We start from the raw sequence: 24,981 nt of genomic DNA, 5'->3' as shown, positions 1-24,981 counted from the left end.
ATTATACAGGTATGAAAAAGTTTGTTTATGTAATTGGTTTTGTTCTGTTTATCGCAGTCCTCTCTATGGGAGAATTGCAGGCACAGGAGGCAAAACCGGGGTATAACCCAAACTCGGAATTTCCGGTACATGAATCTCAGATCATGTTCAAGAAGGAGTTGTGGTGGAGAATGGATTTGCGTGAAAAGCAAAACCAGCCTTTCTACGCTATTAACGGCGAATTGCCAACTCTTTTGATAAAGGCCGTAAAGGCAGGGTTGCTATTTCCCTATATGAATGATTCCCTTACGAATAGGATGGGAAAGGAAATGTTCCTGGAAAATCTGAAGATGCCAGAAGAGGGTGGTGGGTTGACTGAGGAGGAAAAAGCGATGGGCTTCGGAGCCGATTCCGGCGCTAGTGACTGGGGTGCCAGTGACTGGGGTGGAGGTGGTGCAGCTCCCGCTGGTGGTGGCGCAGCTGCTGCGGCTCCAGCTGCCTTGGAATTCAGTCCACGTGATTTCTCCATTTTTGAATTGCGTGAGGATTGGTATTTCGACAGGAACCGCTCAAGAATGTACCATGATATTCAGTCTATAAGCATGTTTTTGCCTGCTGATAAGAACCCTGCTTTGTATGAGAAGCCAATTGCTTCGTTTAGATACAAGGATATAGTGGATTTGTTTGCAACCATGCCTGACGAAGCTGTCTGGTACAACGCTCAGAACATGGCAGAGCATAGAAAGATGTCAGATGCTTTTTTGCTAAGGCTCTTTAGTGCTACGCTGGTGAAATATTCGAACCCTCAGGATCAGCGGATTATCGATGTGTATTCAAAGTCGCAAAAAGAGGGAGTTCTTGCTTCCCAGAGACTGGAGTATGAGCTAGTAGATTTCGAAAATGAATTGTGGGAGTATTAATTACTTTCGGTATATAAAAAAGGGGCTTCAGGCCCCTTTTTTGTTTGTGTCTGTTGACGTAAAGTGATCCTTAACGAGCAATGCCTTTTTTTGGCCGATTAGGTTTGAGAGCTCAGTAATAGAAGCCCGCTTAATTTTCTCTACTGACTTCAACTCACTCAATAGAAGGCTTCTTGTTTTTTCTCCGATACCGTCAATGTCGTCGAGAGCAGATTTGGTTTGAGTTTTGGATCTCTTGGCTCTGTGGAACGTGATGGCAAACCTATGGGCCTCATCACGTAGTTGCTGGATGATTTTGAGAGACTCTGATTTTTTTGCCAGGTGGATTGGAATTGAGTCTTCCGGGTAATAGAGCTCTTCCAGTTTTTTGGCTATGCCGATGATGGGAACCTTGCCATAGATACCCAGTTCTTTAAGAGAGCTGACAGCAGCGCTTAGTTGCCCTTTGCCGCCGTCGATGATGATCAGGTTGGCGAGAGGAAGATCTTCGTCAATAACTCTCTTGTACCTTCGGTAGACAATTTCACGCATGGATCCAAAGTCGTCGGGACCTTCCACGGTTTTAATGTTGAAATGACGGTATTCCTTTTTGGCCGCCTTGCCATTGATAAAGCAGACCATAGAGGCCACCGGGTGTGTACCCTGAATGTTGGAGTTGTCGAAACACTCTATTCTCATAGGTGTTTGCGTCAGCTTTAAATCCTCCTTCATTTGAAGGAGAACCCGGTTCTCCTTGGTTTGGCTTTGGAGCTTTTGATTGAAGCGTTCCTTTTTGAAGAAAAGGGCATTTTTTACAGACAGGTCAACCAGTTTCTTTTTGTCCCCTATTGCAGGTTGCGTTATGCTTAATGACTCGTCGTAAAGACTGACCTGTTTGTTGGTGAGGATTTCCTTGTTGCTGCTCTCGTACTTGCTGCGGAGGCTTACCATTAGCAATTGTAGTATTTCCTCATCGGTTTCGTCCAGCTTTCTTTTTATCTCCAGCGTGTCGGAAATATTGATAATGCCACCGTCCACCCTCATGTAGTTGACAAACGCTGAGGACTCATCTGAGACCAACGTAAATACATCTGTATTGGTAATCTTGTTGCTGACAATCAATGACTTTGACTGGAATTTTTCGAGCAGATCTAATTTGTTCTTAAACTTCTGGGCTTCTTCAAACGCTAGCTGGTCTGCAGCGGTTTGCATTCGCTCTTTGAAGTAGTTTCTCACAACAGATAGATTGCCTTTCAGGGCCTCTTTTGATTGATTGATTTCTTCCAGGTAGTCATTGTGATCCTGTAGCCCCTCGCAGGGTCCCAGGCAGTTCCCTAAATGGTATTCAAGGCAGACTTTGAATTTCTTTTTTCTTATGTTTTGAGGAGAGAGGTCGAAATTACAGGTTCTTATTTTGTAAAGCTGACGAAGGAGCTGTAGCACATTCTTCATGGCCTTCACACTGGTGTAGGGGCCGAAATACTCGCCCTTGGACCTGTCTACTTTTCTGGTAGAGATAATCCTCGGAAATTGCTCTTTTAGGATGACGATGTAAGGGAAGGTTTTGTCGTCCTTGAGCAGGATATTGTATTTTGGCTGATTTTCCTTAATCAGGTTATTTTCAAGAAGTAGCGCATCGAACTCAGAATTGACGATAGTGAATTCTATTTCGGCAACCTCACTGACCATCTTGATGGTTTTGCGACTAAGCTGATTGGATCGGTTGAAATAGCTAGCTACCCGTTTTTTCAGGTCTTTCGCTTTACCTACATAAATGAGCTTGCCGTGTTTGTTCTTGAACCTGTAAACACCGGGGTTATGCGGAAGCAATAGAACATCTTCCGTCTTGTAAGAAGTCAGCGAAATTTCACTGGATGGCATGCCTTAAAAGATGTCGTCTTCTGATACCTTTTCAATATCAAGCCCCAGGGAATCGGCCTCTTGCGTGAGATCATGTTTTGAACAGTCAAGCTCCACTGAAAGGCCGTTAACAGGTTTTGGAAAGGCCCCCTTTTCGATTCCAAGATCGGGGTCGGCGTACACCTTTAGCATAAATTTATTCCAGATTGGCATGGCTGTTCTGGCACCTTGCCCCATAGCCCAGTTGCGAAAGTGAATGCTCCTGTCATCTCCACCAACCCAGCCACCGGCCACCAGGTCCTTGGTCACTCCCATAAACCAGCCATCGGAGGCGTTTTGCGTAGTGCCTGTTTTTGCCCCTACCTGGTTGTTGGCTTTAATTTCCCTTGAGAGCCCACCGCCGCTTCCATGAGGTTCTTCCGTGGCTCCTCTCAACATGTAGAGCATGGTGTAGGCAGTTTCCTCACTAAGGGCCTCCCGTGTTTGCGGAACAAAGTCTTGTAGCACTCTACCGTTCTCATCTTCAATACGGGTAATAAAGATGGGTTCTGTCCATACCCCCTGGTTCACGAAAGTGGAGTAGGCACCCACCATTTCATAAACTGAAACTTCGCCTCCGGCTCCCAGGCACAATGCAGGAACAGCTGCCAATTCGCTTTGAATGCCGATGCGATGCGCATAGTCGACGACGGTCTGCGGCCCAAGTTTTTTCATCCAGTAGGCGGTAATGGTATTGACACTTTGTGCCAGGGCACTTCTGATGGTCATCATATTTCCGGTAGGGTTTCCCACGGCGTTGCTGGGTGTCCAGGTGGGTGGATCCTGCCCCGGGAAGGAAAAGGTGATGGGCGCATCGGCAACTTCATAGCAAGGGGAATAGCCATTATCTATGACAGCTGAATAAACAAAGGGCTTGATAGTCGAACCAGGTTGCCTTTTTCCCTGCATCACGTGGTCAAACTGAAAATACTTGTGATCAATTCCGCCAACCCATGCTTTTATGTGACCTGAATGCGGATCCATGGCCATGAAACCAGCTTGAAGAAAGTGCTTATAGTACTTCAGCGAGTCATAGGCCGACATAAGGGTATCAATTTCACCATTCCAGCTAAACACTCTCATTGGCCTTTTCAGGTTGAGCAATATATCGACAGAGTCAGCATTTTTGCCGTATTCTTTCACGAGGCTTTTGTAGTAACTGGTTCTTTGCATAGTCGTTTCAATGAAGTTTTCCATTTCTGTTCCATCTTCATTGATCCAGGGGCTTCTTCCTTCCAGGTGTTTTACAAAGACCGACTGAAGGGTGTCCATGTGCTCCCTCATCGACTCCTCAGCGTAGGCTTGCATGCGGCTGTCGATAGTTGTATAAATCTTGAGACCATCCTCGAAAAGGTCATAGCCGTGCTGCGTGGTCCAGTCCATCAGGAAGTTTCTGATGACTGTTCTGAAGTAGGTAGCGAGGCCCTCATTGTGCCCATCAACCTTGTATTGTAAGTCAAAATCTTTCACTCTGAGAGAATCGTAGGCTACCTGATCGATTCGGTTGTACTTGCGGAGGTTGTATAGCACCTCATTCCTTTTGCGCATGGAGGTTTCTGGATTGAGGATCGGGCTGTACCTCGTTGGCGCATTGACCAGGCCAACGAGGAGGGCAGCCTCGTGGTAGGTGATTTGCTTCGGTTCTTTGTTGAAAAATGTTTTGGCGGCCGCTTTAATTCCGAAGGCGTTGCTGCCAAAAGGAACGGTGTTAAGGTACATCGCCAGGATTTCTTCTTTCGTGTAGTTTTTTTCCAACTGCACTGCAATGATCCATTCTTTGAACTTGGTGATGATTTGCCCAAGACCGGGCACGTTGTGCAACTTCCCTTTGTTCTCTTGCTCAGTTTTATAAAGGTTCTCTGCTAGCTGCATCGTTATGGTGCTGCCGCCGCCCGCAAAGCTGAAAGTGAGTTTTCCAACGACCGCTCTTACGAGTGCCCGCAAGTCGATGCCGGAGTGCTTACTGAATCTGAGATCTTCAGTTACAAGAAGCGTTTCTGTAAGTTCTCTGGAAAGCTCATCGTAAGTTACCGGAGTTCTGTTTTCTCTAAAGTATTTGCCAAGCAGCACATTGTCGGCTGAAAATAGCTGCGAGGCAGTTTCTTCTTCAGGGTTTTCAAGGCTTTGAAGGCCGGGGAGTTCACCGAAAAGACCAAAGGAATTGTTTCCAATCATGTTAAAGAACACAGGAACACCAACCATTGTGCAAATGAAAACCACCCAGAGAGTGATCAATAGCCATTTGATTTTATTGCTCTTCATTAATAGTTATTGTTAAAGAAGGTTAAGTAAGCTTCCAGGTCTTTGGTTTGATAGAAAACGTTGAAGTTTTCTCTAGTGATTACGAAATTATAAAATTTTATGGTGCCATATTCGTTAAACAGGCTATTGTTGCTATTGAAATTTTGATAAAACTCAGCCGCCTCTTTTTTACCGGGAAACGAGTTAACTAAAATCATCGATCTTCTGGCGTCAAGAATCAAATTACCGAGTGTTAGTCCCTGAATTTGCAGATTGGTTTTGATATAAGTGTCAACTTTCCCAGGGAGTTCGTCAGGCAGTTTTCCGTCAGGCGGATAAATAATAACGAAGAAGTGGAGTTGATCGAACTCTTGTTTGAATTTTGCCTTTGCGCTATTGACCAGGTTTAGCTGGAAGTCATCGTAAGCTTTCACGAGTGTTTTCGCATAAGGAATTAGCTCGCTCTCGGAGTAGGTGGTGATAAAGTTGTTCAGCTCAAACTGGTATCTGTACACGTCGTCCAGCTTTGCAATCAGCATCACGTCCAGTAGCTTCATGTTGTCCGTAAAATCGTTGTCATCGTAAGCCAAAAGCCCCTCAGACGTAATTTCTCTGGCTTTTTTGTACTCTCCCCGCTGATAATAGCTATATGCCTCTGCGTACATCTTCTGGAGCTTGGCTGACGCTAAGGAGCTCTCTTCCCGGTACCGTGGATTTACAATAAGTTTGGCAAAAATGGATTCTGGAAAACGGCTGATTAGCTGTCTTTCATAATCAGAGTAAATAGCACTGTCGAGCTCTTTGTAGATAAGATACAGTTCATACAGTGCTTCTGGGGCATGCTCTGAATCCGGAAACCTTACAATGAGGGTGTTGAACGTGATGCCGGCATTATCCTTTTCCAATAACTGGAAGTTGTAGATGTTGCCGAGCTGGAAATGGGCTTCCTCCACTTTCGCAAGTGCTTCATTTTGCGCCTCGTCAGTCAATGGAAGTGTTTTTACTAAATCTTCCTTGGAAATGGACGCAATCGCTTCGTCAGGATTGGCCTGCGCTGTTTGTTTTGGTGCCTCGGCATCCCTTACTGTTGCTGCAATCTCTCCCTGCTTCACTGATCTCCTCCAGTTGTCGGCCAGGGGCCTGTTGCCCCATACTCTTGCAAATTCCTGCCTGCCCTGGCTGACGGCCGAAGCGCTGTAAAAATACCAAGTGCCCTGCTGTTGCACATTAATTTCCCTACCCTGTGTTTGGAAGTTAACGGCTTGGTTTCCACGTCGTCCTTTCTTACTCTCAGCAATGGCTTTCTCTTTGTCTTCTGCTTCCTTGGCCTTGGCAGCGATGTAATCATCGAGGTACTTGTCGAGCTCATCTTTAGGCATTTTTGCAAGCGTTAGCAGGCTGTCCTGGGTTTCAATGATCGTCACCTGCTCAACAAAAGCGGTAAGGATTTCGAGCCGTTGACTCAGCGCTTCGTAGTTGGGTTCATCTTTTGGTAGCACACTCAGGGTGCTGTCGTAGTAGCTTTGAGCGGTCTTGTATTTTTTGAAATGCTTGTAGTACACTTCGGCTAGCTGAAGGTACGAGTAGCCCTTCTGGCGAGGGTTAGACGTACTTGACTTGATGGAGTTGTTGTAGTTTTCAATGGCTTCATCATAATTTCCCTGCTTTAGCTCAAAGTTGGCAAGCTCGTAGTAGATCTTGTCTTTGAAGTCAATGTTTTTCTCGTCCTTCAAGAGCTTCCGAAAATACCTTCTCACAGTTTTGAGGTCATCCGAATTGGTGAGCTGGGTAACCGACGCCATGTTGAGCTTGGCATAAAAGGACAGCTCATAGGGAGGGTTGTTCTGTAGGCAGGACTGATAGTTTTCATAAGCCAGTGCATCAAATGTCAATTGCTGATACACCTGACCGATAATGAAATAGATTTTTGCCCTCTCGTCGTGATTGGTTTCGAGAGGAACCGCTTCGACCAGGTTTTTCACCATGTTGTCGAGGTCGTCGGTCAACTGATAATAACGGGCCTTAAAAAGAGCGAATAGTCTTTTGTTATCCTTACTGAGTTTTTCTCTTTGCAGGTAGTCGATCACAGCGGTGGCGTTGTTGTACTCCCCGGCGTCAACAAATGTGCGAAAAAGCCAAACCAGCGCCAGGTGGCGTGTGTCCTTGTCTTTGCTCTTCACATTCACATACTTGAACGTTTCTACAGCATTCGGAAAATCGAGACTAAAAAGCCGTGCCTTACCCACTGTGATGTAGCTGTCATCAACCCACTTACTGTTTTCATGCCGTTGAATAGCGATGGAAGCCTTCTTGACAACATCCTCTATCAGCTCCTCGTTAGCCTTGGAAAAAGACGAATCCATGAGAGGATAGATAGGTAAAATCCTGTTGTAATTTCTTTCGCCGTAATTAAGTAGATTTTGTTCAACTTCGAGGATTCGTTCTCTGGCGTAGAAATAGGCATTGTAGTGAGCAGTCGTATTATGATACACGTCGCCCACCGGAGTTATTTTGCTTCCTTTGCAGCCAATGAGGAAATAGGAGAAAAGAAGAAAACTGAGGAAATGGTATGTTAAAATACGTTGGGCCAACTGAATCGATTTGAATTGCTAACGCTCAAAAATGTCTCAATAATACATAAAAATAAGAAGGTCTTATTTTATTCTATAATTTTGTGGCTCCCAGAACCTAAAAGGATTTGAAAAATAAGAAAACATTATCCAGCTGGCTTACCACTGGCTATCTGCTGATCATACGGAGTGAGGAGAATTTTGCGGAAAAAAGCACCATCAGGTTCAACTACGCAAGGCTCCTGCTTTTAGCCTTTGTAGTAGTATCTGTTTTTTTTGCGATTTGCTTTTACCTGGCTACCACCATTTTAGCTAAATGGTACGATCCACGCCATCAGCAAATGGAAACCAATCGGAAATTAGTGAGTCTTTCACTCAAAGTAGATTCTATGCTCGTTGAGATGGATAACAAAGACTTATACATCGATAACCTGAAATTGGTGCTTTCGGGCGACACAAGCATGTTGGAAACCGAGTCAGACCTTAGGGCCTCCGAGCAACAGGAAAGGGTGCTGTCGGCTTCTGAGATCAACAGCGAAAGACTGGCCCCTATCGATTCTATTTTCAGACAAAGGTTCGAAAGCGCTGATTCTGAGATATTGCCTGTAAGCTCTTCTATTGGCTCCGATCTTCAGGACATCTACCTTTTTCAGCCCATTTCAGGCATCATTTCTGACAAATTCAACCCTAAGAACAACCACTATGGGACTGATGTGGTGGCAAAAAAAGATGAGCCGGTCAAGTGTGTGGCTGACGGTACTGTTATACTTGCCGACTGGACACAAAATGACGGCTATGTGATTGGTATTCAGCACAGAAGTAATTTGATTTCAGTATACAAGCACAATTCGGAATTATTGAAAAACGTTGGTAGCTTTGTCAGCGCCGGCGAGATTATATCTATTATAGGCAACACAGGCGAATTGACAACCGGGCCTCACTTGCATTTTGAGCTTTGGCACAATGGAATGCCGGTGGATCCTGAAGAATTCGTAGCTTTTTAATTTATTTATCATGACCATGTTTAATAACAAGGAAATTAAGGAAGCCGAAGAGCTCAGCAACTCCAGCAACATTATTGGAAAGGGAACTATCCTTCGAGGAGGTATCGAAACCTTCGGTAACATTCGGGTAGAAGGGAAAGTTATTGGCGATATTATCACTAAGTCAAAAGCAGCGTTTGGTCATTCCTCTTACATTGAGGGAAATGTGTTGGCACAAAACGCTGAAATCGCCGGCACGGTGGACGGCAAAGTGGAAGTAACGGAAATGCTTGTGTTAAAACCTTCGGCGGTTATTAACGGGGATATCGTCACCAACAAACTGGTTATTGAATCGGGTGCTTCTTTCAATGGAAAATGCCAGATGGGTGTAACTGTTAAGGAAATAAAAATTGGAGAAAAAAATTCGGAAGAACGGCCGCTCCTTAAAGCCCAGTCCTGACCAACCTGAGGCAGGAAAACTCAAAGACGCTGGCACCGGTTCAACCTTTCTGAAGTTTACTGGTGTCGGTTTTGAGATGTTGGCCACCATAGGCGTGGGAGTGACTGCCGGATACTATGCTGACAAATACTTCCAGCTACAGTTCCCAGTATTTTTGTTGTCGCTCTCGTTCATTTCGCTTTTTGGCTCTCTTTATCTGCTTTATAAGCGCCTTCCTAAAGAATAATGAATAACTATCTCAAGCTGTTTATTTTTTCAGCAGTTGTCGTTGGGGCACATTTCGCATTAATGGCTTCCGACTTTGGTCAATACATCCATTCCACGGCGATAGCAGCTATTATTTTCTACTCGCTCCAGTCCCTGCTGCTACTTTGGGCCGAGGGTAATTTTGTAAACAACGATGGTCAAAATTTCGTGCTTTTTGTCATTGGCAGTATTTCCTTTCGTCTTCTAACAAGTTTATTGGTGGCAATCACCTACCTTGTAGCAATTGGCGAAGAAAACACCAGTTTCATCATGACTTTCTTTGCTCTGTATTTATTATTTCTTGGGTTTGAATTATTTACGCATATGACTAACTTGCGCTCAAATTCGAAAAGCGTTCAAATTGATGGATGAAGGTGTAAATCATAAGAGGGCCAACCTATTAAAAATCACCGTGTTATCACTGGTGATTATTTTATTTAATAGCCCGTTGGCGGTAGCTGCAGAGGAAACAGGGGGAGCCTTTAATCCTTCAGAATTGATCAATCATCACATTTTGGATGCCCATGAGTGGCATTTCTTCGACGGCCACTATGGCACACTTTTCCTTCCTGTTATTTTGTATTCGTCAGACAATGGGCTGGAGGTGTTTTCCAGCAGCAATTTCTACGACGAGCATCATAATATCGTTGAATTTAATGGTTACAAATACGAGCACGGACACATTCTTCCTTTAACAGAAGGCCGTACAGTTATCGACTTCTCGATCACGAAAAATGTTGCCTTTCTTTTCCTGAATGCCACTTTGATGATAGTAATCTTTCTTGCGGTGGCAAGAGGATACAAAAAGCGGCCGAAAGAAGCGCCGAAAGGTATTCAGTCTTTGTTCGAGCCAATCATCGTTTTTGTAAGAGACGACATTGTTAAGCCTAATATTGGCCCCAAGTACGAGCGGTATCTACCTTATCTGTTGACGCTGTTTTTCTTCATCTGGTTTGGCAACCTGCTGGGGTTGATGCCGGGCGCTGCTAACCTCACTGGCAATATTGCAGTGACTGGCGTAATGGCCATTATTACTTTCCTTTTCACAAATTTTAGTGGCAACAAGACTTATTGGGGGCACGTTTTTAACACCCCTGGAGTTCCGTTTGCATTGAAGTTTATCATTGTGCCCGTTGAGATCATTGGCGTTTTCACTAAGCCGATTTCTCTCATGATACGTTTGTTTGTGGCGATCACGGCAGGCCACATTGTAATTCTGAGCTTGATTAGTTTGATATTCATATTTGAAAGCTACATGGTAGGGTTCGCCTCTACTTTGATAGTGGTTTTCATTACCTTTATCGAGTTGCTTGTGGCAACTATTCAGGCTTATGTGTTCACGATGTTCTCTTCGCTCTATATTGGCCTTGCCATTGAGGAGCATCATGAGGAACACCATTAATTAAGAAACCATTTTCACTATTAAATAATAAAACTATGTGGTTATCTATTTTGCTTGACATGAGTTTAGCAATTATGGGCGCTGGTATCGGTGCCGGACTTGTTGCGATAGGCGCAGGTATTGGTATCGGTCGCATCGGTGGCTCTGCAATGGAAGCAATGGCTCGTCAGCCAGAAGCTGCCGGCAGAATCCAAACCGGTATGCTTATTATTGCTGCACTTATTGAGGTAATTGCCCTCTTTGGTGTGGTAGTATGTTTGCTTATCTCATTCAAAGCCTAAAAATGGCTTCACGGAGGCTGCTATGTGCAGCCTCCGTTTGTTTTTGACTGTAAACGTGATAAAATAATGGAACTCTTAACACCCGGGATAGGCCTTATATTTTGGCAAACGGTTATTTTCATAATCGTCTTTATTGTTCTGCTTACATTTGCCTGGAGGCCGATTGCTGACGCTCTCAAAGCGAGAGAGGGCTTTATCAACGATGCCTTGAAGTCAGCTGAGCTGGCCAAAGAGGAAATGGCGCAATTGAAAGAAGACAATGAGCTTCTTTTGGAAGATGCCAGAAAAGAAAGAGACCACATACTGAAAGAGGCTCTTGCTGCTGCCAATAGAATTAAGGAAGAGGCAAAAGCTGACACCTCAAAAATTGCCGAAAAAATGGTAGCCGATGCCAGGGCTTCTATCGAAAACGAGAAGAAGGCTGCTCTGGCAGAGGTACAAAACCTTGTAGCTGAAATTTCCTTGAGCGTAGCTGAGAAGGTTTTGAGGAAGAACCTTAGCGGCGACAAAGCGCAGAAGGCACTTGTAGACGAATACATCAAAGACCTAAAAGTCAACTAAGATGTCAGAATTCAGGATAGCCACAAGATACGCCAAGTCGTTGCTGGAATTGGCAGAGGAGAAAGGAGTGCTTGATAAGGTCAACGAAGACATGATCTCATTTGATCACTTGTGCAAGGCTAACAGGGATTTTACTTTGATGCTGAAAAATCCAATTATTCAGCACCACCGCAAGCTGGCCATTCTTAAAAAGATTTTCGCCGGCAAGGTGCATGACCTGACCCTGTCCATTTTTGATATCATCACAAGAAAGAACAGGGAGTTCATTTTGCCAATGCTCGCAAGCGAATTTACCCACCAATACAATGTACGGAAGGGAATTTCAGAGGCAACAGTAATAACTAATTTTGCACTGACGCCTGACTTGCGGAAAGAATTTACCAGGCTTTTGAAAGAGATTACCAAGAAGGAAATCGAGCTGACAGAGAAGGTAGATAAGGAGATGTTGGGAGGCTACATCATTAAAGTGGGCGACCTTCAATTAGACGACAGCGTCGATTCTCGTCTCAAAGATTTGAAGACGAAATTGATTTCAAGTTCATACATTAAGAAGTTTTAAAAACACCATAATAATACACTAATGGCAGACGTAAGACCTGACGAGGTATCAGCGATTTTGAGAGAGCAACTCTCAAACTTCAGAACTGAAGCTGAGCTCGAAGAAGTAGGAACAGTTCTTCAGGTAGGTGATGGAGTAGCCCGTATTTACGGACTTACTCAGGCACAAGCTGGTGAACTATTAGAGTTCGAAAATGGCTTGAAGGCATTGGTACTTAACCTGGAAGAAGACAACGTAGGTGCGGTATTGCTGGGCGACCCTAAGGGAATTAAAGAAGGTGCTACTGTGAAGCGCACAAAAACAATCGCCTCTATTAAAGTAGGCGATAGCATGTGCGGCAGAGTAGTAGATACGCTTGGCAATCCTATTGACGGTAAAGGGCCTTTGACCGGGGACTTGTATGAAATGCCACTTGAAAGAAAAGCGCCTGGTGTTATCTATCGTCAGCCAGTAAATGAGCCGCTGCAAACTGGGGTAAAGGCAATTGATGCGATGATTCCAATTGGTCGTGGTCAAAGGGAGTTGATCATTGGTGACCGTCAGACTGGTAAGACCGCTGTGGCCATCGATACCATTATCAACCAGAAAGAGTTCTACGAAAAGGGCGAGCCTGTTTACTGTATATATGTGGCGGTAGGCCAGAAGGCTTCTACCGTAGCAGGTATTGTTGCTTCTCTTGAAAAAGCAGGAGCGATGCCTTATACTGTTATCGTGTCGGCTGCTGCATCTGACCCTGCGCCAATGCAGTTCTTCTCACCATTTACAGGTGCATCTATAGGGGAGTACTTCCGTGATACCGGACGCCCTGCTTTGGTTATCTATGATGACCTTTCCAAGCAGGCGGTTTCTTACCGTGAGGTGTCACTTCTTCTTCGTCGCCCGCCGGGACGTGAGGCCTACCCGGGTGACGTATTCTATCTCCACTCTCGTTTGCTTGAGCGTGCTGCCAAAATCAACGACAACGATGAAATTGCCAGCCAAATGAATGACCTTCCGGAGTCATTGAAAGGCAAAGTAAAAGGAGGAGGGTCGTTGACAGCCCTTCCGATTATTGAGACACAAGCTGGCGACGTTTCTGCATACATTCCGACTAACGTAATCTCAATTACTGACGGACAGATTTTCCTTGAAACCAACCTGTTTAACTCAGGGGTGCGCCCTGCGATCAACGTTGGTATTTCTGTATCAAGGGTGGGTGGTAATGCCCAGATCAAGTCGATGAAGAAAGTGGCAGGTACACTGAAGCTGGATCAGGCTCAGTTTCGTGAACTTGAGGCTTTTGCCAAGTTCGGTTCTGACCTCGATGCGTCTACCAAGCTGACTATTGACAGGGGTAGAAGAAACCAGGAAATATTGAAGCAGCCTCAGTTCAGCCCTATGTCGGTTGAGCATCAGATTGCTATCATTTACGTGTCAACAAAAGGCTTCCTTGATAAGGTGCCTTTGGACAAGGTGAAAGCCTTTGAGAAGGAGTTTTTGACACTATTATCAGCGCAGCATCAGGATGCCCTGGATTTGCTTCGTGCGGGTAAGCTGGAAGACAGTGTGATAAATACACTTGCAGAGACGGCTAAGAGTCTTCAAAAAAGTTACGTATCCTAAATAGAATGGTGAGTCCGCCCACTGGCGGACTTTTCAAATAGAAAGTATATGGCGAACCTAAAAGAGGTTAAGGGCAGAATTCAGTCGGTTACTTCTACTCAGCAGATCACCAAGGCCATGAAAATGGTGGCGGCTGCGAAGCTGAGAAGGGCACAAGACCGTATTACCCAAATGCGCCCATACTCTGAGAAGCTGACAGGTATACTTAGAAATGTTACTTCATCTGTTAGCGACAATTTGGAGAATGAATATGCCGTTGTAAGGGAGGTGAATCGGGTAGCTTTGGTTGTTGTTTCTTCTGACAAGGGCTTGTGTGGTGCATTCAATAGCTCAGTTTTTAAAGCGGCTGTCAACCTTCTGAAGACAAAATACAAGGAGCAGAATGAGTTTGGTGGAGTTACCATTATTCCTCTGGGAAAGAAGGCCATGGAGTTTTTCAAAAAGAGAAACTACAAGGTCGATACGAAATACTGGGACATTTTCTCCAACCTCTCGTTTGATGAAGTTCGCCCGGTAGCCGAGCACCTGATGGAAGCCTATAAGGCTGGAGATTTTGACGCTGTAGAGCTTGTATACAACGAGTTTAAAAATGTGGCCACTCAGGTATTGAAAGTAGAAAAGTTTCTTCCAATAGAGCCGTCTGAGATAGCGGAGGGGAGTACATCAAACTCAAACGCCATCGACTACATTTATGAGCCATCTAAGGAATTTATTGTAAAGGAGCTAATCCCCAAGTCTCTGAAGATACAGGTGTACAAGGCTACTTTGGAATCCAACGCTTCCGAGCAAGGTGCCAGGATGACAGCCATGGACAAAGCGACCGACAATGCAGGTGAACTGTTGAAGGAGCTGAAGCTGATGTATAACAGAACCCGTCAGGCAGCGATCACCAAAGAGATTCTGGAGATCGTTGGTGGTGCTGAGGCGCTAAAGAGTAGTTAATCAATAATTGAAGATAAATTGAGCCCGTGAGAAATCATGGGCTTTTTTTGTGGTTTATCCGGGCATTGACAGGTCAGGCTAATGGTTCAGGTTCAGAGGAATTCTCATCTGTTTAAATTAAGAGAAAAGCCATTGCCGCTATACAAGATACCATCGACAAGAGCATAATTTTGCTCAATTTTGTTAGGGCCGGAGTAGATAATAGTTCCGGTCAACATGTCCCTTACTTGCACGGAGCTTTCAATAAAGAATAGCCCCCAGTTAGTGGTGGGATCCGCACTCTTTAAAAAATACCGAGTGCCTAGCGTATACTCGGCAATACTCTCCATTTCTGGTATTTTTAGCACATTAACTTTGTTTTCGGAGGTGGTCACTATTGCTACGTAGTTTCCGAAGCCAATAGAGTTGGTATAATTCATGAATTTGAACTCGTTGGGAAGTTCTGTCAGCCTACCATTTTCAACCACGAAGTGCTCTGCTTTATATGCCCTTGAGTTTCCGGAGAAATCCCTTCCAATAAGTACCAGGTTTTTCGATTCCTCATAGTAAATCACATCGTTATTAAAATTGCCTTGATAAACTATTGCGTCCTCTACATAATCCAACAACTTAAAAACTCTGTCAGTGTAGGCGATGTACCTATCATCGATGACTTGCAAGCGAGCTACTGGTCTTGGGAATGAATTATTTGCCAAACCGTTCAATTCAATTTGCCTGATTAAGGTTAGCGTCGAAGAATTTAAGAGACTAATGATGTCCCGACTGTAAGCAGCAATTGTGCTTCCGTTATTTGAAAAAGATAATCCAGAAATTGGTAGTGAAATAGAAATTTGCTCATTTTCGGTATTTCGGAGTAGTTGTGAACTAGCGTCGTAACTTAGTTTTCTGGATGGTGTATTTCGGTCGACATACAATTCATCAAACTGGAAAGCTCGGTCACCTAACGCACCAAGGCTTGAGTTGATTACTTTATTCACTTGATTGGCACTGGTAGTCACCAGTTCAAAGCTGATAGTGTCACCCATCGGCAACCCACTGATCGACGCTGTTGTATCATTGAAATTAGTACTGGTAAGGGTCTTTACTCCGTTGAATAACCATTTCAGGGTATAAGTTGAAAAACTGCTTTCAAATGGGGCCCTCGACCAATATACTTTGAGGTGTCCATCTGCCGTTGATTCATACTTGACAATTTTAGGTCCATCCGATAAGTTGATAGTCGTAATATTTGATCTTTCACTTTCCATTATATCACCCCGAAATACCTGTGTTTCTACCCCGTAATACATCGTTCCGCCTACGTAGCCAAGATCGATATATTGAGAGGGAACTTCGAAAACCGACGACAGCTGATTTTCATTGTTGAACAACTGGTCAGGATCGGGGCCTCCGTATATGTTTACTCTCCACAAGTTGTTGTTAGGATATTGCTGAAAATTGAATGTGAGTGCATTTGTGGTGCTTGTAATGGTAAAGGGGATGGCTTCAGCCGGTCGTTTATCAATTCGGATTCGCTTTTTAAATTGATAAATGGCGGCCTCGGCCTGCACCTGATCGGCCAGGCTGTTAGTATTTGTGCTTGTGTAAACATTCACAACAAGTTCAGCAAAACCATAATCGGCTACAGCCATACCAGGTCTAAGTATGAAACTACCTGATGGTAGGTCAGAAACATAAATCTCCTTTTCATCCAGGGTCGCTACGACTAAATAAAAGAGCCCATCCGTAACCTTAAAACTGTAGGTGATTTGCTTTGGACGGACGATAAACTCATCATCGGCTATTGCAGTCAGCTCGTACTCTGATAAGCTTGAATTAACCTCTTGTTCTATTTCTACATAATTTTCTCCATCTAATTGAAACTCACATGCAAAGACTGACGGAAGCAGAATCAGTAGAACAGCGAAAATGATGTTATTTTTCATCAGGCTTTTGTTATAATAGCTTTGCTCTTCTTTTTTAAGAGAATGAAGCCAAGACCAGCTTTAAGTCTAACACCATTCCATTGGGGCTTCGGCTCGCCTGAAGGGAAATAAGCCTGCCATTCCGCCTCGCTACCCTCAATAACCTTTTCTTTTAGGGACACAACCTGCAGATGGTAGCCGACACTAGCACTTACTATGAAACGATACTTCGTAAAGCCTATCGAAGCTTGCGGCTCAAAAAAAAGTTGATTTGATTTCACAGCGATTGACTGGTTGATATAAGAATTGGTATTAGTCAATTCAGCGAGGTTCCGCATGCTGTAACTGGATAGGGAAACCCCACATACCAGGCGAGGTCTAATAAAAAGGGCGTCGGTGAGCGACATCTTAAATGTTGATATTCCTGCGCCCCAGTACTTGTTGGACACTAGTTGATCACTTTTAAACGTCCCCGAATAATCTTTATAGCTCATTCTGGAACCAGTTGAATTGGCCCCATTTTCAATTGACACTTCTAGCTTCTCAAGATGAAGAGTCAGCATTCCATTGTAGCCATAGTATGGTTCAAAGTTGCTATATATCTTGTAAGGCAGGTTGATTCTTCCGTAACCAAGGAAAATGAAAGGAATGTTATCTTGCGCCGTCTTAAAATCTTCCATATTGTAGGTGCCATAGGTAGATTCAAAGCTTAGTGACACCGATTGTGAGCGCACTTCTTGCGTAAAAAGGAAAAAATAGACGACAGAAATTATGGTTGTTCCTCTGGTTACAGAATATAACATTTCTAAATATATTACCATTTCTGATGCCTTCAATAACTTTCTATGCTTTTCGGTGGAATTCCGCTTTGTGAGCCGTCAATGTCCGTCATATCAGTCGACGATGGTGCCTTGACCCGAATGTCATTAGTTGTCAACAAGAATAGGGCCCTGCATTTCAAATGCTGGGCATGGGCTCACCAAATCCCTGGCGGATGCTTTGAGTTGTTGGCAGCACGGAAGCCCAGAACAGTAGCTAAAGTGAAATTTAGAAGATAAATTGATCCCGTGAAAATTCATGGGCTTTTTTGTTGATGGGCAGGTCTTTCATGATAGGACTGCTTAAACACGGCAGCCTGGAGGTAGCTCTGGGTGCTGTTGTCATGTCGATGGTTGTTGCCTCTACCTGCGGTGCCCATGTGCCAGCCTCCGTTTATGTCTCCCTGTTTTTGGCTGTTTGGTTTATCTATATTCTCGACCGGCTTTTTGATGCCAGAAAAATACCCGCATTGGCCAGTAACCCCCGGCATCATTTCTACCAGGAGCACTTCTCTCAGTTGCTTACAGTCCTTGTGATGGTGGGCTGCGCCGGCCTCAGTTCGCTGATTTATTTGCCAGCGCCGGTGTTGCTTTATGGGGTGCTGGTGATGGGAAGCTGCCTGCTTTATTTGCTGTGGGTATTTTTGTCGACCCGGAGCCTGCCTAAAGAGGTAGTTGTGGCGGCGCTTTATACCGCCGGAATTTCGCTGGCACCCAGGGCCTTAGCGAACAGCGGTGTGCGGCCTGTAGATCTGCTGATTCTTATAGTGATATTCCTCATTGCTTTTATCAACCTGGTTCTATTCTCCCGGCAAGAGCGGCAGTACGACATGGCCGATAGTCAGGAATCACTCATAACCCGGTGGAAACCTGAAAAAATACGTTTGCTGTTGCGGGCTGCTTTTACTGTAGCGGTTATTGGGATAGCTGGCCTCTCCTGGTTTAGTGGCAGCCTACTTCCTTTGCAAGGGTTGCTGATGTTGATGCTGGGAGTTCTTTGGATACTTTATCAGCGAATGGCTGATTTTGAAACCTCTCTTACCTATCGGCTCATTGGCGATGGCATTTTTCTGATGCCGATATTTCTTTTGATTTAACATGGCCAATGGATTTAACCTTTTGGCTCCTGTGTATGACTTGCTGGCACGGCTCGTCTTTGGAAAGTGTATTGATAAGAGCCAATGCCACTTCTTCGGAACGGCAGTGAATGTTAAGTCTACACTGGTAGCAGGGGGTGGTACTGGCCGGTTTTTTGAAGAATACTTCAGGCAGCATCCGGATAGCCAGCTTGTTTTTATTGAGAAGTCGCCGACCATGATCGCAAAGGCCCGGTCGAGAACGACGCCTGACATGGACATTTTCTTTGTGGAGGCGGACTTTACGACCCGCCACGAAACTGGCTCTTATGAGCTGGTGTTACTGCCTTTTTTTCTGGACATGTTCTCCGACGAGTCGGTGGAAAGTATTGTGAAGTCACTAACTCAAATTAGTAGTCCCAACACACTGTTGATCGTGACTGATTTTGTGGAACAGGCAAAGGGTGGGCTCAAATCTCTGCTTATCCGATGCATGTACTTATTTTTTCGCTTAACTTGTGATATTGAGGCATATAGGCTTCCCAAGTGGCAGGAGGCATTTGCCAGAAGTGGGTGGAACATTAAGCAGAGTGCCACGTATTGTAAAGGAATGATAGGTACTTACCTTTTAGCGAGAAGCTAAATATTTTTTTGCTCCAACCGACTCAATCGAAACCTATTCATTTTTTGGATGTCTTTTACCTTGCAACCTAATTAGAAATTGGATTCAGAAAGTGCGAGTTTACAGGAATACCTTGTGGTGAGGAGCCAGGAGGGTGATCGTCGGGCGATCAATGAGTTGTACAAGCTATACTCAAAGGCTATGTACAATATCTGTCGCCGGATGATAGGGGATGAGGAAGAAGCCAGAGATGTGCTTCAGGATGCCTTTGTCGATGCCTTTGCCAGCCTGAAGAAGCTCCAGCAGCCCAAGACTTTCCCTGCGTGGATCAAGCGGGTGGTGGTGAATCATTGCATCAATACGCTTAGAAAAAGGCGACTTTTCACCATCAGCATTGAGGAAAAGTTTGACCTGGCCTATGAGGACGATCACGATAACTACTATGTCCGAATGGAGGCTGGTAAAATACTACAGGCCATGGATCAGATTTCGGTGGGTTGTAAAACAGTGATGAACCTGTACCTCTTTGAAGGGTATGATCATGGAGAGATCGGGCAAATATTGGGTATAACGGAGTCGGCTTCGAAGGCCCAGTACTGTAAAGGCAAAGCAAAAGTGAGAGACTTGTTAGGAATGGAAAAATTGAAAGTAGCCAACCAATGACAGATTTTCTAAAAAAGAACATTGACGAGCGCCGGGACAGCTTCGATGTTTTCGATACAGACCTTGACTTGGCCTGGGAAAACATTGACAAGCGACTCAATGGCGGTAAGAAATCAAGAAAGGTGGTGCCCATGTGGGGCTGGAGCGGTAAGGTAGCCCGGGCGGCCGCTGCTGTTACATTGTTGTTGGCAGCATCCATCACATTCATGTGGAACGGTGCGGGATCATCAAAGTCGCAACCGACACTTTCTATGGTGTCGCCAGAAATGGCAGAGACTGAGCAGTATTATGCTATGATGATTTCTGAAAAAATGAACGAAATAGAAGCCAATGGGCAGTGGGTAGACAAGGAAGTAGTAGAGGACATGCTGGCCCTCGATCAGGCCTATACAGAGCTGCAGACTGACCTGGCTGACAACGTAGACAATGAGGAGGTCATTCATGCAATGATCGTCAATTATAAAATTAAGCTGGACATCCTCGACAGGATACTGGCACAGATAAAGGAGGCAAAAAATGGAGCAGGCAGGAAAGAATCGTCTCTTTAGGTGGTTGATCATGCTGTTGCTTGTGTTGGCGGGAAACCACGCACAAGCGCAGAGCGATACGAGACTGACCAAGAGCATTAACAAAGCGTACAAGGTTCCGAAGGACGTTACTGTTGACGTGAGCAATAAATACGGACGGGTGGCAATAAAGTCGTGGGCAAAAGATTCTGTGCTTATCTCGGTGGAGATAACCGCCTATGCCAAGGATTCCAGGTCCACTCAAAAGCTGATGGAGAGGGTAGAAATTGACTTTAGCAATCTTGGCTCTTTTTTAACCGTTGAAACTGTGCTGGACAGGGGCAGCGGAACCTTTAAGGAATTGCTTAACACGGTTGGCGATGTGTCGAAGACGGTTTTGAGCAGCAACAAGCTGACCATAGATTACGAGATAACCTTGCCGGAGGGAGCAAGCCTATTTTTGGACAATCGCTTTGGGAATGTTTTCATTGCCGATCATGGGGGCCCCATCAGACTTACCCTTGCGCATGGTGATTTGAAGGCGAATGAGTTGAAGGGTAAGTCGATCGTTGACTTGAGTTTTGGTAAGGCGAATATAAGACGGGTGCATGATGTGGAGCTGACGCTTAAGGCTGCTCAGGTCGACATTCAGCAGGCAAAGGGTATCATTCTACAATCGATGACTTCCGAACTGAGGGTAGAGAGTGCGCTTTCTGCCAGGGTGGATTCCAGAAACGATAAGCTTAGTTTTCAGAAGGTTGGTTGGATCAGCGGCAAAGGGATGTTTACTGATTGGACACTGGGAGAAATTCAGGAGATCCTTGATTTGGAGGTGAACTACGGGCAGGTGATACTTCACAACCTTAATAAAGACTTTGCAAAGGTGCGGCTGGCAAGCAAGTACACGGACCTGGATGTGACCATGGATCCTGCCAGTTGGGTAAATCTTGATATCAAGGCGGAGCAGGATAAGATTTATATCCCGGGAAACTGGATTCCCACGCTTAATAATAGCCCAGTGGACGGCAAGGAGGGTTACATCCAGTTGACTGGCCAGGTGGGTAGAACAAATGACAAACAAGGCATCATGCAACTGGACTTGCAAGGTGCCTCGGTAACCCTGCGCTATATGGAGGCGTTGCCGTTTACGAAGAACTAATACTAACAATGAAGAGATTATTTTTTGGTGTGCAGCTGTTGGTAGCTGCCCTTAGTCTTGGTGCATGTCAATTGGCCAATGCGCAAACGACGCAGGAATATTCACAGTCAGCGGGTGTTCGGTTTGGTGCTACGTCGGCGTTGACGTACAAGAAATTTCTGGTGACCGAAGAGGCACTGGAAATCATGGTAAGTGGCAGGCACGAAGGCTTGCAGCTCACTACTATGTATGTTTTTCATGTGCCAATGGATTTGGCTTTTTCTCCAAACTTCTACGCCTACTACGGTGCTGGTGGCCATTTCGGATTTGAGGAGCGAAACAACTTGACCAAGATATTGGTAGGGACAGACGGGAGTGCGTTTAACTACGAAAACGGAGCTACGTTTTTTACAATGGGCGCTGACTTTCTTATTGGTGTGGAATACCGGTGGCTGGCGGCTCCAATTACGGTTTCTTTTGATGTAAAGCCGTATTTCGACTACATCGGTTTCAGGAAAACGGATTCGAGGTTCTGGGACTCAGCCATTTCATTTAAGTACATTTTTTAATAAAGATCGATGAGAGCTGTCAAAATTGTTTTTATACTTTCTATCAGCTGTGGCTGGCTCAGTAGTGCTGCACAGGGTATTGAGAACCCCGAGGAGATCAAGTCTCTTTTTAGCAAGGAAAATGAAATAAAGGGTTTCGGCGGTGTGGATATCAACATCACCGATGTGTATCAGGAAAGAAGCCTTCTGCTGGGAGTCTACGGGGGTGCTATCATCAACAAGCACGTGATGTTCGGGCTGGCGGGCTACGGAATCTCTACCGAGAATCAATTCAGAAGTGAGACAGGCGCTATGTTCAATATCGAAGGTGGCTATGGAGGTCTGTACCTTGGGGGCATCTTGTTTCCTAACGAAGTGGTGCACTTAACGATTCCGGTACTATTTGGTGCCGGTGCTTTTCACATTGTCGACAAGCAGTATTTCCCTACTTCCTTCGATAAGGAGTATGTGCTTGAGTCAACAGCGTTTTTCGTAGTGAAGCCTAGTGCTCAGCTGGAAGTCAATATCACGCAATTTTTGCGGGTGGGGGTGGGAGCTACCTATCGCCTCATAAAAGGGTCGGACCTGAGAAACATTTCGGACGATGATTTGACCAGCTGGGGAGGAACGTTTTCGATCAGGCTAGGCAGGTTTTAAGCCAATAGCCTGAGGTTTATGAATGGTTTATACTAAAAAAACAGACTGGAGAAACCAGCCTGTTTTTTTTGAGTCAGGCATTTTTGTTAGATCTTATGGCTTTAACGACGTCGACAGCCTGGGGCCAAAATAAGCCGAGCCTGCACCGGCCAATACGGCATCTGTCGCTGAAAACCACCAATCTTTGGGCACCAGGTATTCTCTATTCCATCCGATGACCACCACTCCGCCAATAAAGTGAATTATTGAAACGACGGAGAACCATAAAATTCTGTCTTTTCGAGTGGCTACGGATTTTCTAAAACAGAAGACTACTCTTTCACGATGTCATAAGCGACCACTGTGTTGGCGAAAAACGTAGGAACAAACAATAAACTTTGATCCGCCGCAATTTCAATATCCGCCGCATTGGCTCCGGCTGCCTTGGTGTCAAGCAGTTTTGTTTTCTTCCAGTCTTCTGTCACGTAGTACACCTCGCCGTTCCAGTTAGACACAAAGTAGTCTCCGTCGAGCGCCACCACGCCGTCGCCGCCGGGTATTGAGTCGACCACCATTTTGACGTCCTTATCGGCAACATTTATAGTGCTGAATTTGCCAGCGCCGAAAGAAGCCACCATTAGCCTGCCGTCTTCAGCCAAAAGGCCATTGGGGCCGCCAAGGACCTCGCCTTCTGTCCACAGTGCCACAGCACCGTTGGACAGCGCAAAGATTTTGCTCACGCCCGAATCGCTGATATAAACAGTTCCTGAAGCGTCAACAGTAATATCGTTGAGGAAGGAGGCTCCTTCTACCGGAAACCTATTAGTGATCTCACCGGTGTTGACATCTATCTCCACCACTTCGTCGATGTTGCTTACGTAAAGCAGGTTGCCTACCATGCCCATACCTTTAGGGCCGTCCAACCCTACCACCCATTGGGTATCGATGATGGCTCCGTCAAGCCCTACTTTGGCTATAAATCCGTCGCCATCTTTCGCATCCGGTGGCACCGCTCCGATGCAGGCAACGTACAGCACGCCATTGGTTACATCGTAGTAAACAGACTCAGGCGTAGTCAGCGTTGTGTCAGTCTCCCATTTTTTCACAAGTGAAACGGTGGTCGCTGGTGTTTCCTCCACCACAGCTTCCTCTGTCTTCTTTCCACTTTGGCAGGCCACCAAAACGGCAGCGGCCAATAAATAGCTAAGTTTTTTCATTGTTGATCTAGGTTTATTGTTTTCAAAGTTAACAGCATATATGATTATTGTAAAATTGGCAGGATTACCAAAAGGTAATTAATTGCCAGGAAGGTGATTTGAGTAAACCACGTTAAGATTAACAAGGCAGAAGCATTACAAGTTTCTGTTTTTCTGGATAGCCTTGTAGTCCTTTTGAATCTTCTTCCATTTTTTCTTCTTTTCCAGCATCGCATTTACATCCTGCCTGGTTTCCAGGTACGCCAGCTCCTTTTTCATTTTGGCATAGTTGATCCAGTGTGCTTCGTCCAGCGAACCTTCGTCCAGCGCCTGGGTGATAGCGCAGCCTTTTTCATCGATGTGTGTGCAGTTCTTGAATTTGCAATGCTCGCTCAAGGCTTCAATGTCTTCGAAAGAAGTACCTAAGCTGGACTGGTCACCCCAGAGCTGCAGTTCACGCATGCCGGGAGTGTCTATCAACACGCCCCCACTTTCCAGCAGCATCAGATGTCGGCTTGTGGTGGTATGCCTGCCTTTTGAGTCCAGCTGCCTGACCTCACCTGTTTCCATGAAGGGCTCACCAATCAGGCTATTGATGATTGTCGATTTGCCAACGCCGGAGGAGCCTACTATCGCAATGGTTGACCCGGGCTGGATGAAGGGACGCAGGGCATCTACCTGGTTTTGTAAGGCTGTTGTCACCACCACTTCCACATTTTTTACTCGCTCTTTCACCTGTCGAGCGATGTCTTCTGGGTTGGGGCAAAGGTCAGCTTTGTTCAAAACAATGATTGGCTCTACGTTTTGTGCGAGTGTGAGGTAGCGCTCAAGTCGGGCGAGGTTGAAGTTGCCATCCAACCCCTGCACAATAAAAAGCTTGTCGATGTTGGTAGCTATGATTTGTTCTTCCACCTTCTTTCCTGGTACTTTTCGTGAGATGACAGAATGCCGTTTCAGTACCCTTTGAATGATGGCTTTACCCTTGTCAATTTCCATCATCAGCACCCAGTCGCCCACTTTTGGCAACTCAGCATCTGTTTCCGCCATGTAAAAAAGGCGGCCAGTGGCTTCCGCAATATATGTTTCCCCGACGGTGAGTACCTGGTAGTTGGTTTTGTTTTCTATGGCTACCCTACCAACGATAAAATCTTGTTCGTCTTCGGTAATTTGATTTTCAAAATAGGTATTCCAGCCCAACGGGCTTAAGTGATTGTATTCCATTTCCGTGTTTGATTTAGTCAATAAAAATC

At 45.2% G+C, this 24,981-nt stretch carries 25 protein-coding genes; 18 read left to right on the top strand and 7 right to left on the bottom strand.

Annotated elements, in window-relative coordinates; all coding sequences use genetic code 11:
• The first annotated feature begins 11 nt into the window (after nucleotides 1–11).
• Entirely contained in the window at nucleotides 12–899 is an 888-nt protein-coding gene (porN, locus tag RIF36_RS06505; RefSeq protein WP_350078600.1) for a type IX secretion system ring subunit PorN/GldN, read from the top strand.
• A gap of 27 nt (nucleotides 900–926) precedes the next feature.
• Here the strand turns inward: porN and uvrC are convergent, their stop codons facing one another.
• The 3 genes from uvrC to porW are packed head-to-tail and all read right to left on the bottom strand — an operon-like array spanning nucleotide 927 to nucleotide 7,609.
• Nucleotides 927–2,759 carry an excinuclease ABC subunit UvrC gene (gene uvrC, locus RIF36_RS06500; RefSeq protein ID WP_350126506.1) on the bottom strand — a complete coding sequence of 611 codons (1,833 nt, stop codon included), beginning with the start codon at nucleotides 2,757–2,759 and terminating at the stop codon, nucleotides 927–929.
• A 3-nt stretch (nucleotides 2,760–2,762) separates the two neighbouring features.
• Nucleotides 2,763–5,039 (bottom strand): penicillin-binding protein 1A, encoded by a 2,277-nt coding sequence (locus RIF36_RS06495; RefSeq protein WP_350126503.1) that lies wholly within the window; start codon nucleotides 5,037–5,039, stop codon nucleotides 2,763–2,765.
• Nucleotides 5,039–7,609 carry a type IX secretion system periplasmic lipoprotein PorW/SprE gene (gene porW, locus RIF36_RS06490; protein WP_350149323.1) on the bottom strand — a complete coding sequence of 857 codons (2,571 nt, stop codon included), beginning with the start codon at nucleotides 7,607–7,609 and terminating at the stop codon, nucleotides 5,039–5,041. Before porW ends, RIF36_RS06495 begins: the two co-directional genes overlap by 1 nt.
• A 107-nt stretch (nucleotides 7,610–7,716) precedes the next feature.
• Here porW and RIF36_RS06485 point away from each other — a divergent pair, with 107 nt between their 5' ends.
• The 10 genes from RIF36_RS06485 to atpG all read left to right on the top strand — a co-directional run bounded on the left by RIF36_RS06485 (nucleotide 7,717) and on the right by atpG (nucleotide 14,624).
• On the top strand, nucleotides 7,717–8,592 hold the full coding sequence (locus RIF36_RS06485; protein WP_152001667.1) for a M23 family metallopeptidase: 876 nt from the start codon (nucleotides 7,717–7,719) through the stop codon (nucleotides 8,590–8,592).
• 10 nt (nucleotides 8,593–8,602) lie between these two features.
• Nucleotides 8,603–9,031, top strand: a complete 429-nt coding sequence (locus RIF36_RS06480) for a bactofilin family protein (RefSeq protein WP_226940635.1) — start codon at nucleotides 8,603–8,605, stop codon at nucleotides 9,029–9,031.
• On the top strand, nucleotides 8,982–9,257 hold the full coding sequence (locus RIF36_RS06475) for an AtpZ/AtpI family protein (protein WP_350126498.1): 276 nt from the start codon (nucleotides 8,982–8,984) through the stop codon (nucleotides 9,255–9,257). Before RIF36_RS06480 ends, RIF36_RS06475 begins: the two co-directional genes overlap by 50 nt.
• Nucleotides 9,257–9,649, top strand: a complete 393-nt coding sequence (locus tag RIF36_RS06470) for a hypothetical protein (RefSeq protein ID WP_350086949.1) — start codon at nucleotides 9,257–9,259, stop codon at nucleotides 9,647–9,649. Before RIF36_RS06475 ends, RIF36_RS06470 begins: the two co-directional genes overlap by 1 nt.
• Nucleotides 9,642–10,679: a F0F1 ATP synthase subunit A gene (atpB, locus tag RIF36_RS06465; RefSeq protein WP_350086952.1), complete on the top strand. Its 1,038-nt coding sequence runs from the start codon at nucleotides 9,642–9,644 to the stop codon at nucleotides 10,677–10,679. The genes RIF36_RS06470 and atpB overlap by 8 nt, the downstream gene beginning before the upstream one ends.
• Nucleotides 10,680–10,714: 35 nt before the next feature.
• Nucleotides 10,715–10,960 carry an ATP synthase F0 subunit C gene (gene atpE, locus RIF36_RS06460; protein ID WP_152001671.1) on the top strand — a complete coding sequence of 82 codons (246 nt, stop codon included), beginning with the start codon at nucleotides 10,715–10,717 and terminating at the stop codon, nucleotides 10,958–10,960.
• A gap of 66 nt (nucleotides 10,961–11,026) precedes the next feature.
• Nucleotides 11,027–11,521: a F0F1 ATP synthase subunit B gene (gene atpF, locus RIF36_RS06455; protein WP_350078589.1), complete on the top strand. Its 495-nt coding sequence runs from the start codon at nucleotides 11,027–11,029 to the stop codon at nucleotides 11,519–11,521.
• 1 nt (nucleotide 11,522) lies between these two features.
• Nucleotides 11,523–12,080 (top strand): ATP synthase F1 subunit delta, encoded by a 558-nt coding sequence (gene atpH / locus RIF36_RS06450; RefSeq protein WP_350078587.1) that lies wholly within the window; start codon nucleotides 11,523–11,525, stop codon nucleotides 12,078–12,080.
• Nucleotides 12,081–12,101: 21 nt separating this feature from the next.
• The gene (gene atpA / locus RIF36_RS06445; RefSeq protein WP_152001674.1) at nucleotides 12,102–13,682 is read left to right on the top strand and encodes a F0F1 ATP synthase subunit alpha; all 1,581 of its coding nucleotides are present in this window, start codon (nucleotides 12,102–12,104) and stop codon (nucleotides 13,680–13,682) included.
• Nucleotides 13,683–13,730: 48 nt separating this feature from the next.
• Complete coding sequence (atpG, locus tag RIF36_RS06440; protein WP_350078585.1) at nucleotides 13,731–14,624, top strand: ATP synthase F1 subunit gamma; 894 nt, start codon at nucleotides 13,731–13,733, stop codon at nucleotides 14,622–14,624.
• Between the two features lie 104 nt (nucleotides 14,625–14,728).
• On the opposite strand, the gene RIF36_RS06435 is transcribed toward atpG, so the two are convergent.
• A complete protein-coding gene (locus RIF36_RS06435; RefSeq protein ID WP_350126495.1) occupies nucleotides 14,729–16,549 on the bottom strand; it encodes a hypothetical protein in 1,821 nt (606 codons plus the stop codon).
• Nucleotides 16,549–17,364 carry a hypothetical protein gene (locus tag RIF36_RS06430; protein WP_350126493.1) on the bottom strand — a complete coding sequence of 272 codons (816 nt, stop codon included), beginning with the start codon at nucleotides 17,362–17,364 and terminating at the stop codon, nucleotides 16,549–16,551. Before RIF36_RS06430 ends, RIF36_RS06435 begins: the two co-directional genes overlap by 1 nt.
• A gap of 272 nt (nucleotides 17,365–17,636) precedes the next feature.
• Here RIF36_RS06430 and RIF36_RS06425 point away from each other — a divergent pair, with 272 nt between their 5' ends.
• The 7 genes from RIF36_RS06425 to RIF36_RS06395 all read left to right on the top strand — a co-directional run bounded on the left by RIF36_RS06425 (nucleotide 17,637) and on the right by RIF36_RS06395 (nucleotide 22,556).
• Entirely contained in the window at nucleotides 17,637–18,443 is an 807-nt protein-coding gene (locus RIF36_RS06425; RefSeq protein ID WP_350126490.1) for a UbiA prenyltransferase family protein, read from the top strand.
• A gap of 1 nt (nucleotide 18,444) precedes the next feature.
• Nucleotides 18,445–19,065: a methyltransferase domain-containing protein gene (locus RIF36_RS06420; RefSeq protein ID WP_350126487.1), complete on the top strand. Its 621-nt coding sequence runs from the start codon at nucleotides 18,445–18,447 to the stop codon at nucleotides 19,063–19,065.
• A 78-nt stretch (nucleotides 19,066–19,143) separates the two neighbouring features.
• Nucleotides 19,144–19,707 carry an RNA polymerase sigma factor gene (locus RIF36_RS06415; RefSeq protein ID WP_350126484.1) on the top strand — a complete coding sequence of 188 codons (564 nt, stop codon included), beginning with the start codon at nucleotides 19,144–19,146 and terminating at the stop codon, nucleotides 19,705–19,707.
• The gene (locus RIF36_RS06410) at nucleotides 19,704–20,255 is read left to right on the top strand and encodes a hypothetical protein (protein ID WP_350126481.1); all 552 of its coding nucleotides are present in this window, start codon (nucleotides 19,704–19,706) and stop codon (nucleotides 20,253–20,255) included. The genes RIF36_RS06415 and RIF36_RS06410 overlap by 4 nt, the downstream gene beginning before the upstream one ends.
• A complete protein-coding gene (locus RIF36_RS06405) occupies nucleotides 20,224–21,372 on the top strand; it encodes a hypothetical protein (protein ID WP_350126478.1) in 1,149 nt (382 codons plus the stop codon). The genes RIF36_RS06410 and RIF36_RS06405 overlap by 32 nt, the downstream gene beginning before the upstream one ends.
• Before the next feature lie 8 nt (nucleotides 21,373–21,380).
• Nucleotides 21,381–21,920, top strand: coding sequence for a hypothetical protein (locus RIF36_RS06400; RefSeq protein ID WP_350119522.1), 540 nt, complete (start codon nucleotides 21,381–21,383; stop codon nucleotides 21,918–21,920).
• A gap of 9 nt (nucleotides 21,921–21,929) precedes the next feature.
• On the top strand, nucleotides 21,930–22,556 hold the full coding sequence (locus RIF36_RS06395; RefSeq protein WP_350126475.1) for a hypothetical protein: 627 nt from the start codon (nucleotides 21,930–21,932) through the stop codon (nucleotides 22,554–22,556).
• Nucleotides 22,557–22,867: 311 nt separating this feature from the next.
• Here RIF36_RS06395 and RIF36_RS06390 read toward each other — a convergent pair whose 3' ends face one another.
• Both RIF36_RS06390 and rsgA read right to left on the bottom strand, forming a co-directional pair.
• Entirely contained in the window at nucleotides 22,868–23,752 is an 885-nt protein-coding gene (locus tag RIF36_RS06390; RefSeq protein WP_350086985.1) for a gluconolaconase, read from the bottom strand.
• 135 nt (nucleotides 23,753–23,887) lie between these two features.
• The gene (gene rsgA, locus RIF36_RS06385; RefSeq protein ID WP_350126472.1) at nucleotides 23,888–24,952 is read right to left on the bottom strand and encodes a ribosome small subunit-dependent GTPase A; all 1,065 of its coding nucleotides are present in this window, start codon (nucleotides 24,950–24,952) and stop codon (nucleotides 23,888–23,890) included.
• Between the last annotated feature and the right edge of the window lie 29 nt (nucleotides 24,953–24,981).

Origin of the sequence: Imperialibacter sp. (assembly GCF_040222815.1) — a bacterium.
GTDB lineage: Bacteria > Bacteroidota > Bacteroidia > Cytophagales > Cyclobacteriaceae > Imperialibacter.
This window is presented reverse-complemented; position numbering and strand designations above follow the sequence as displayed.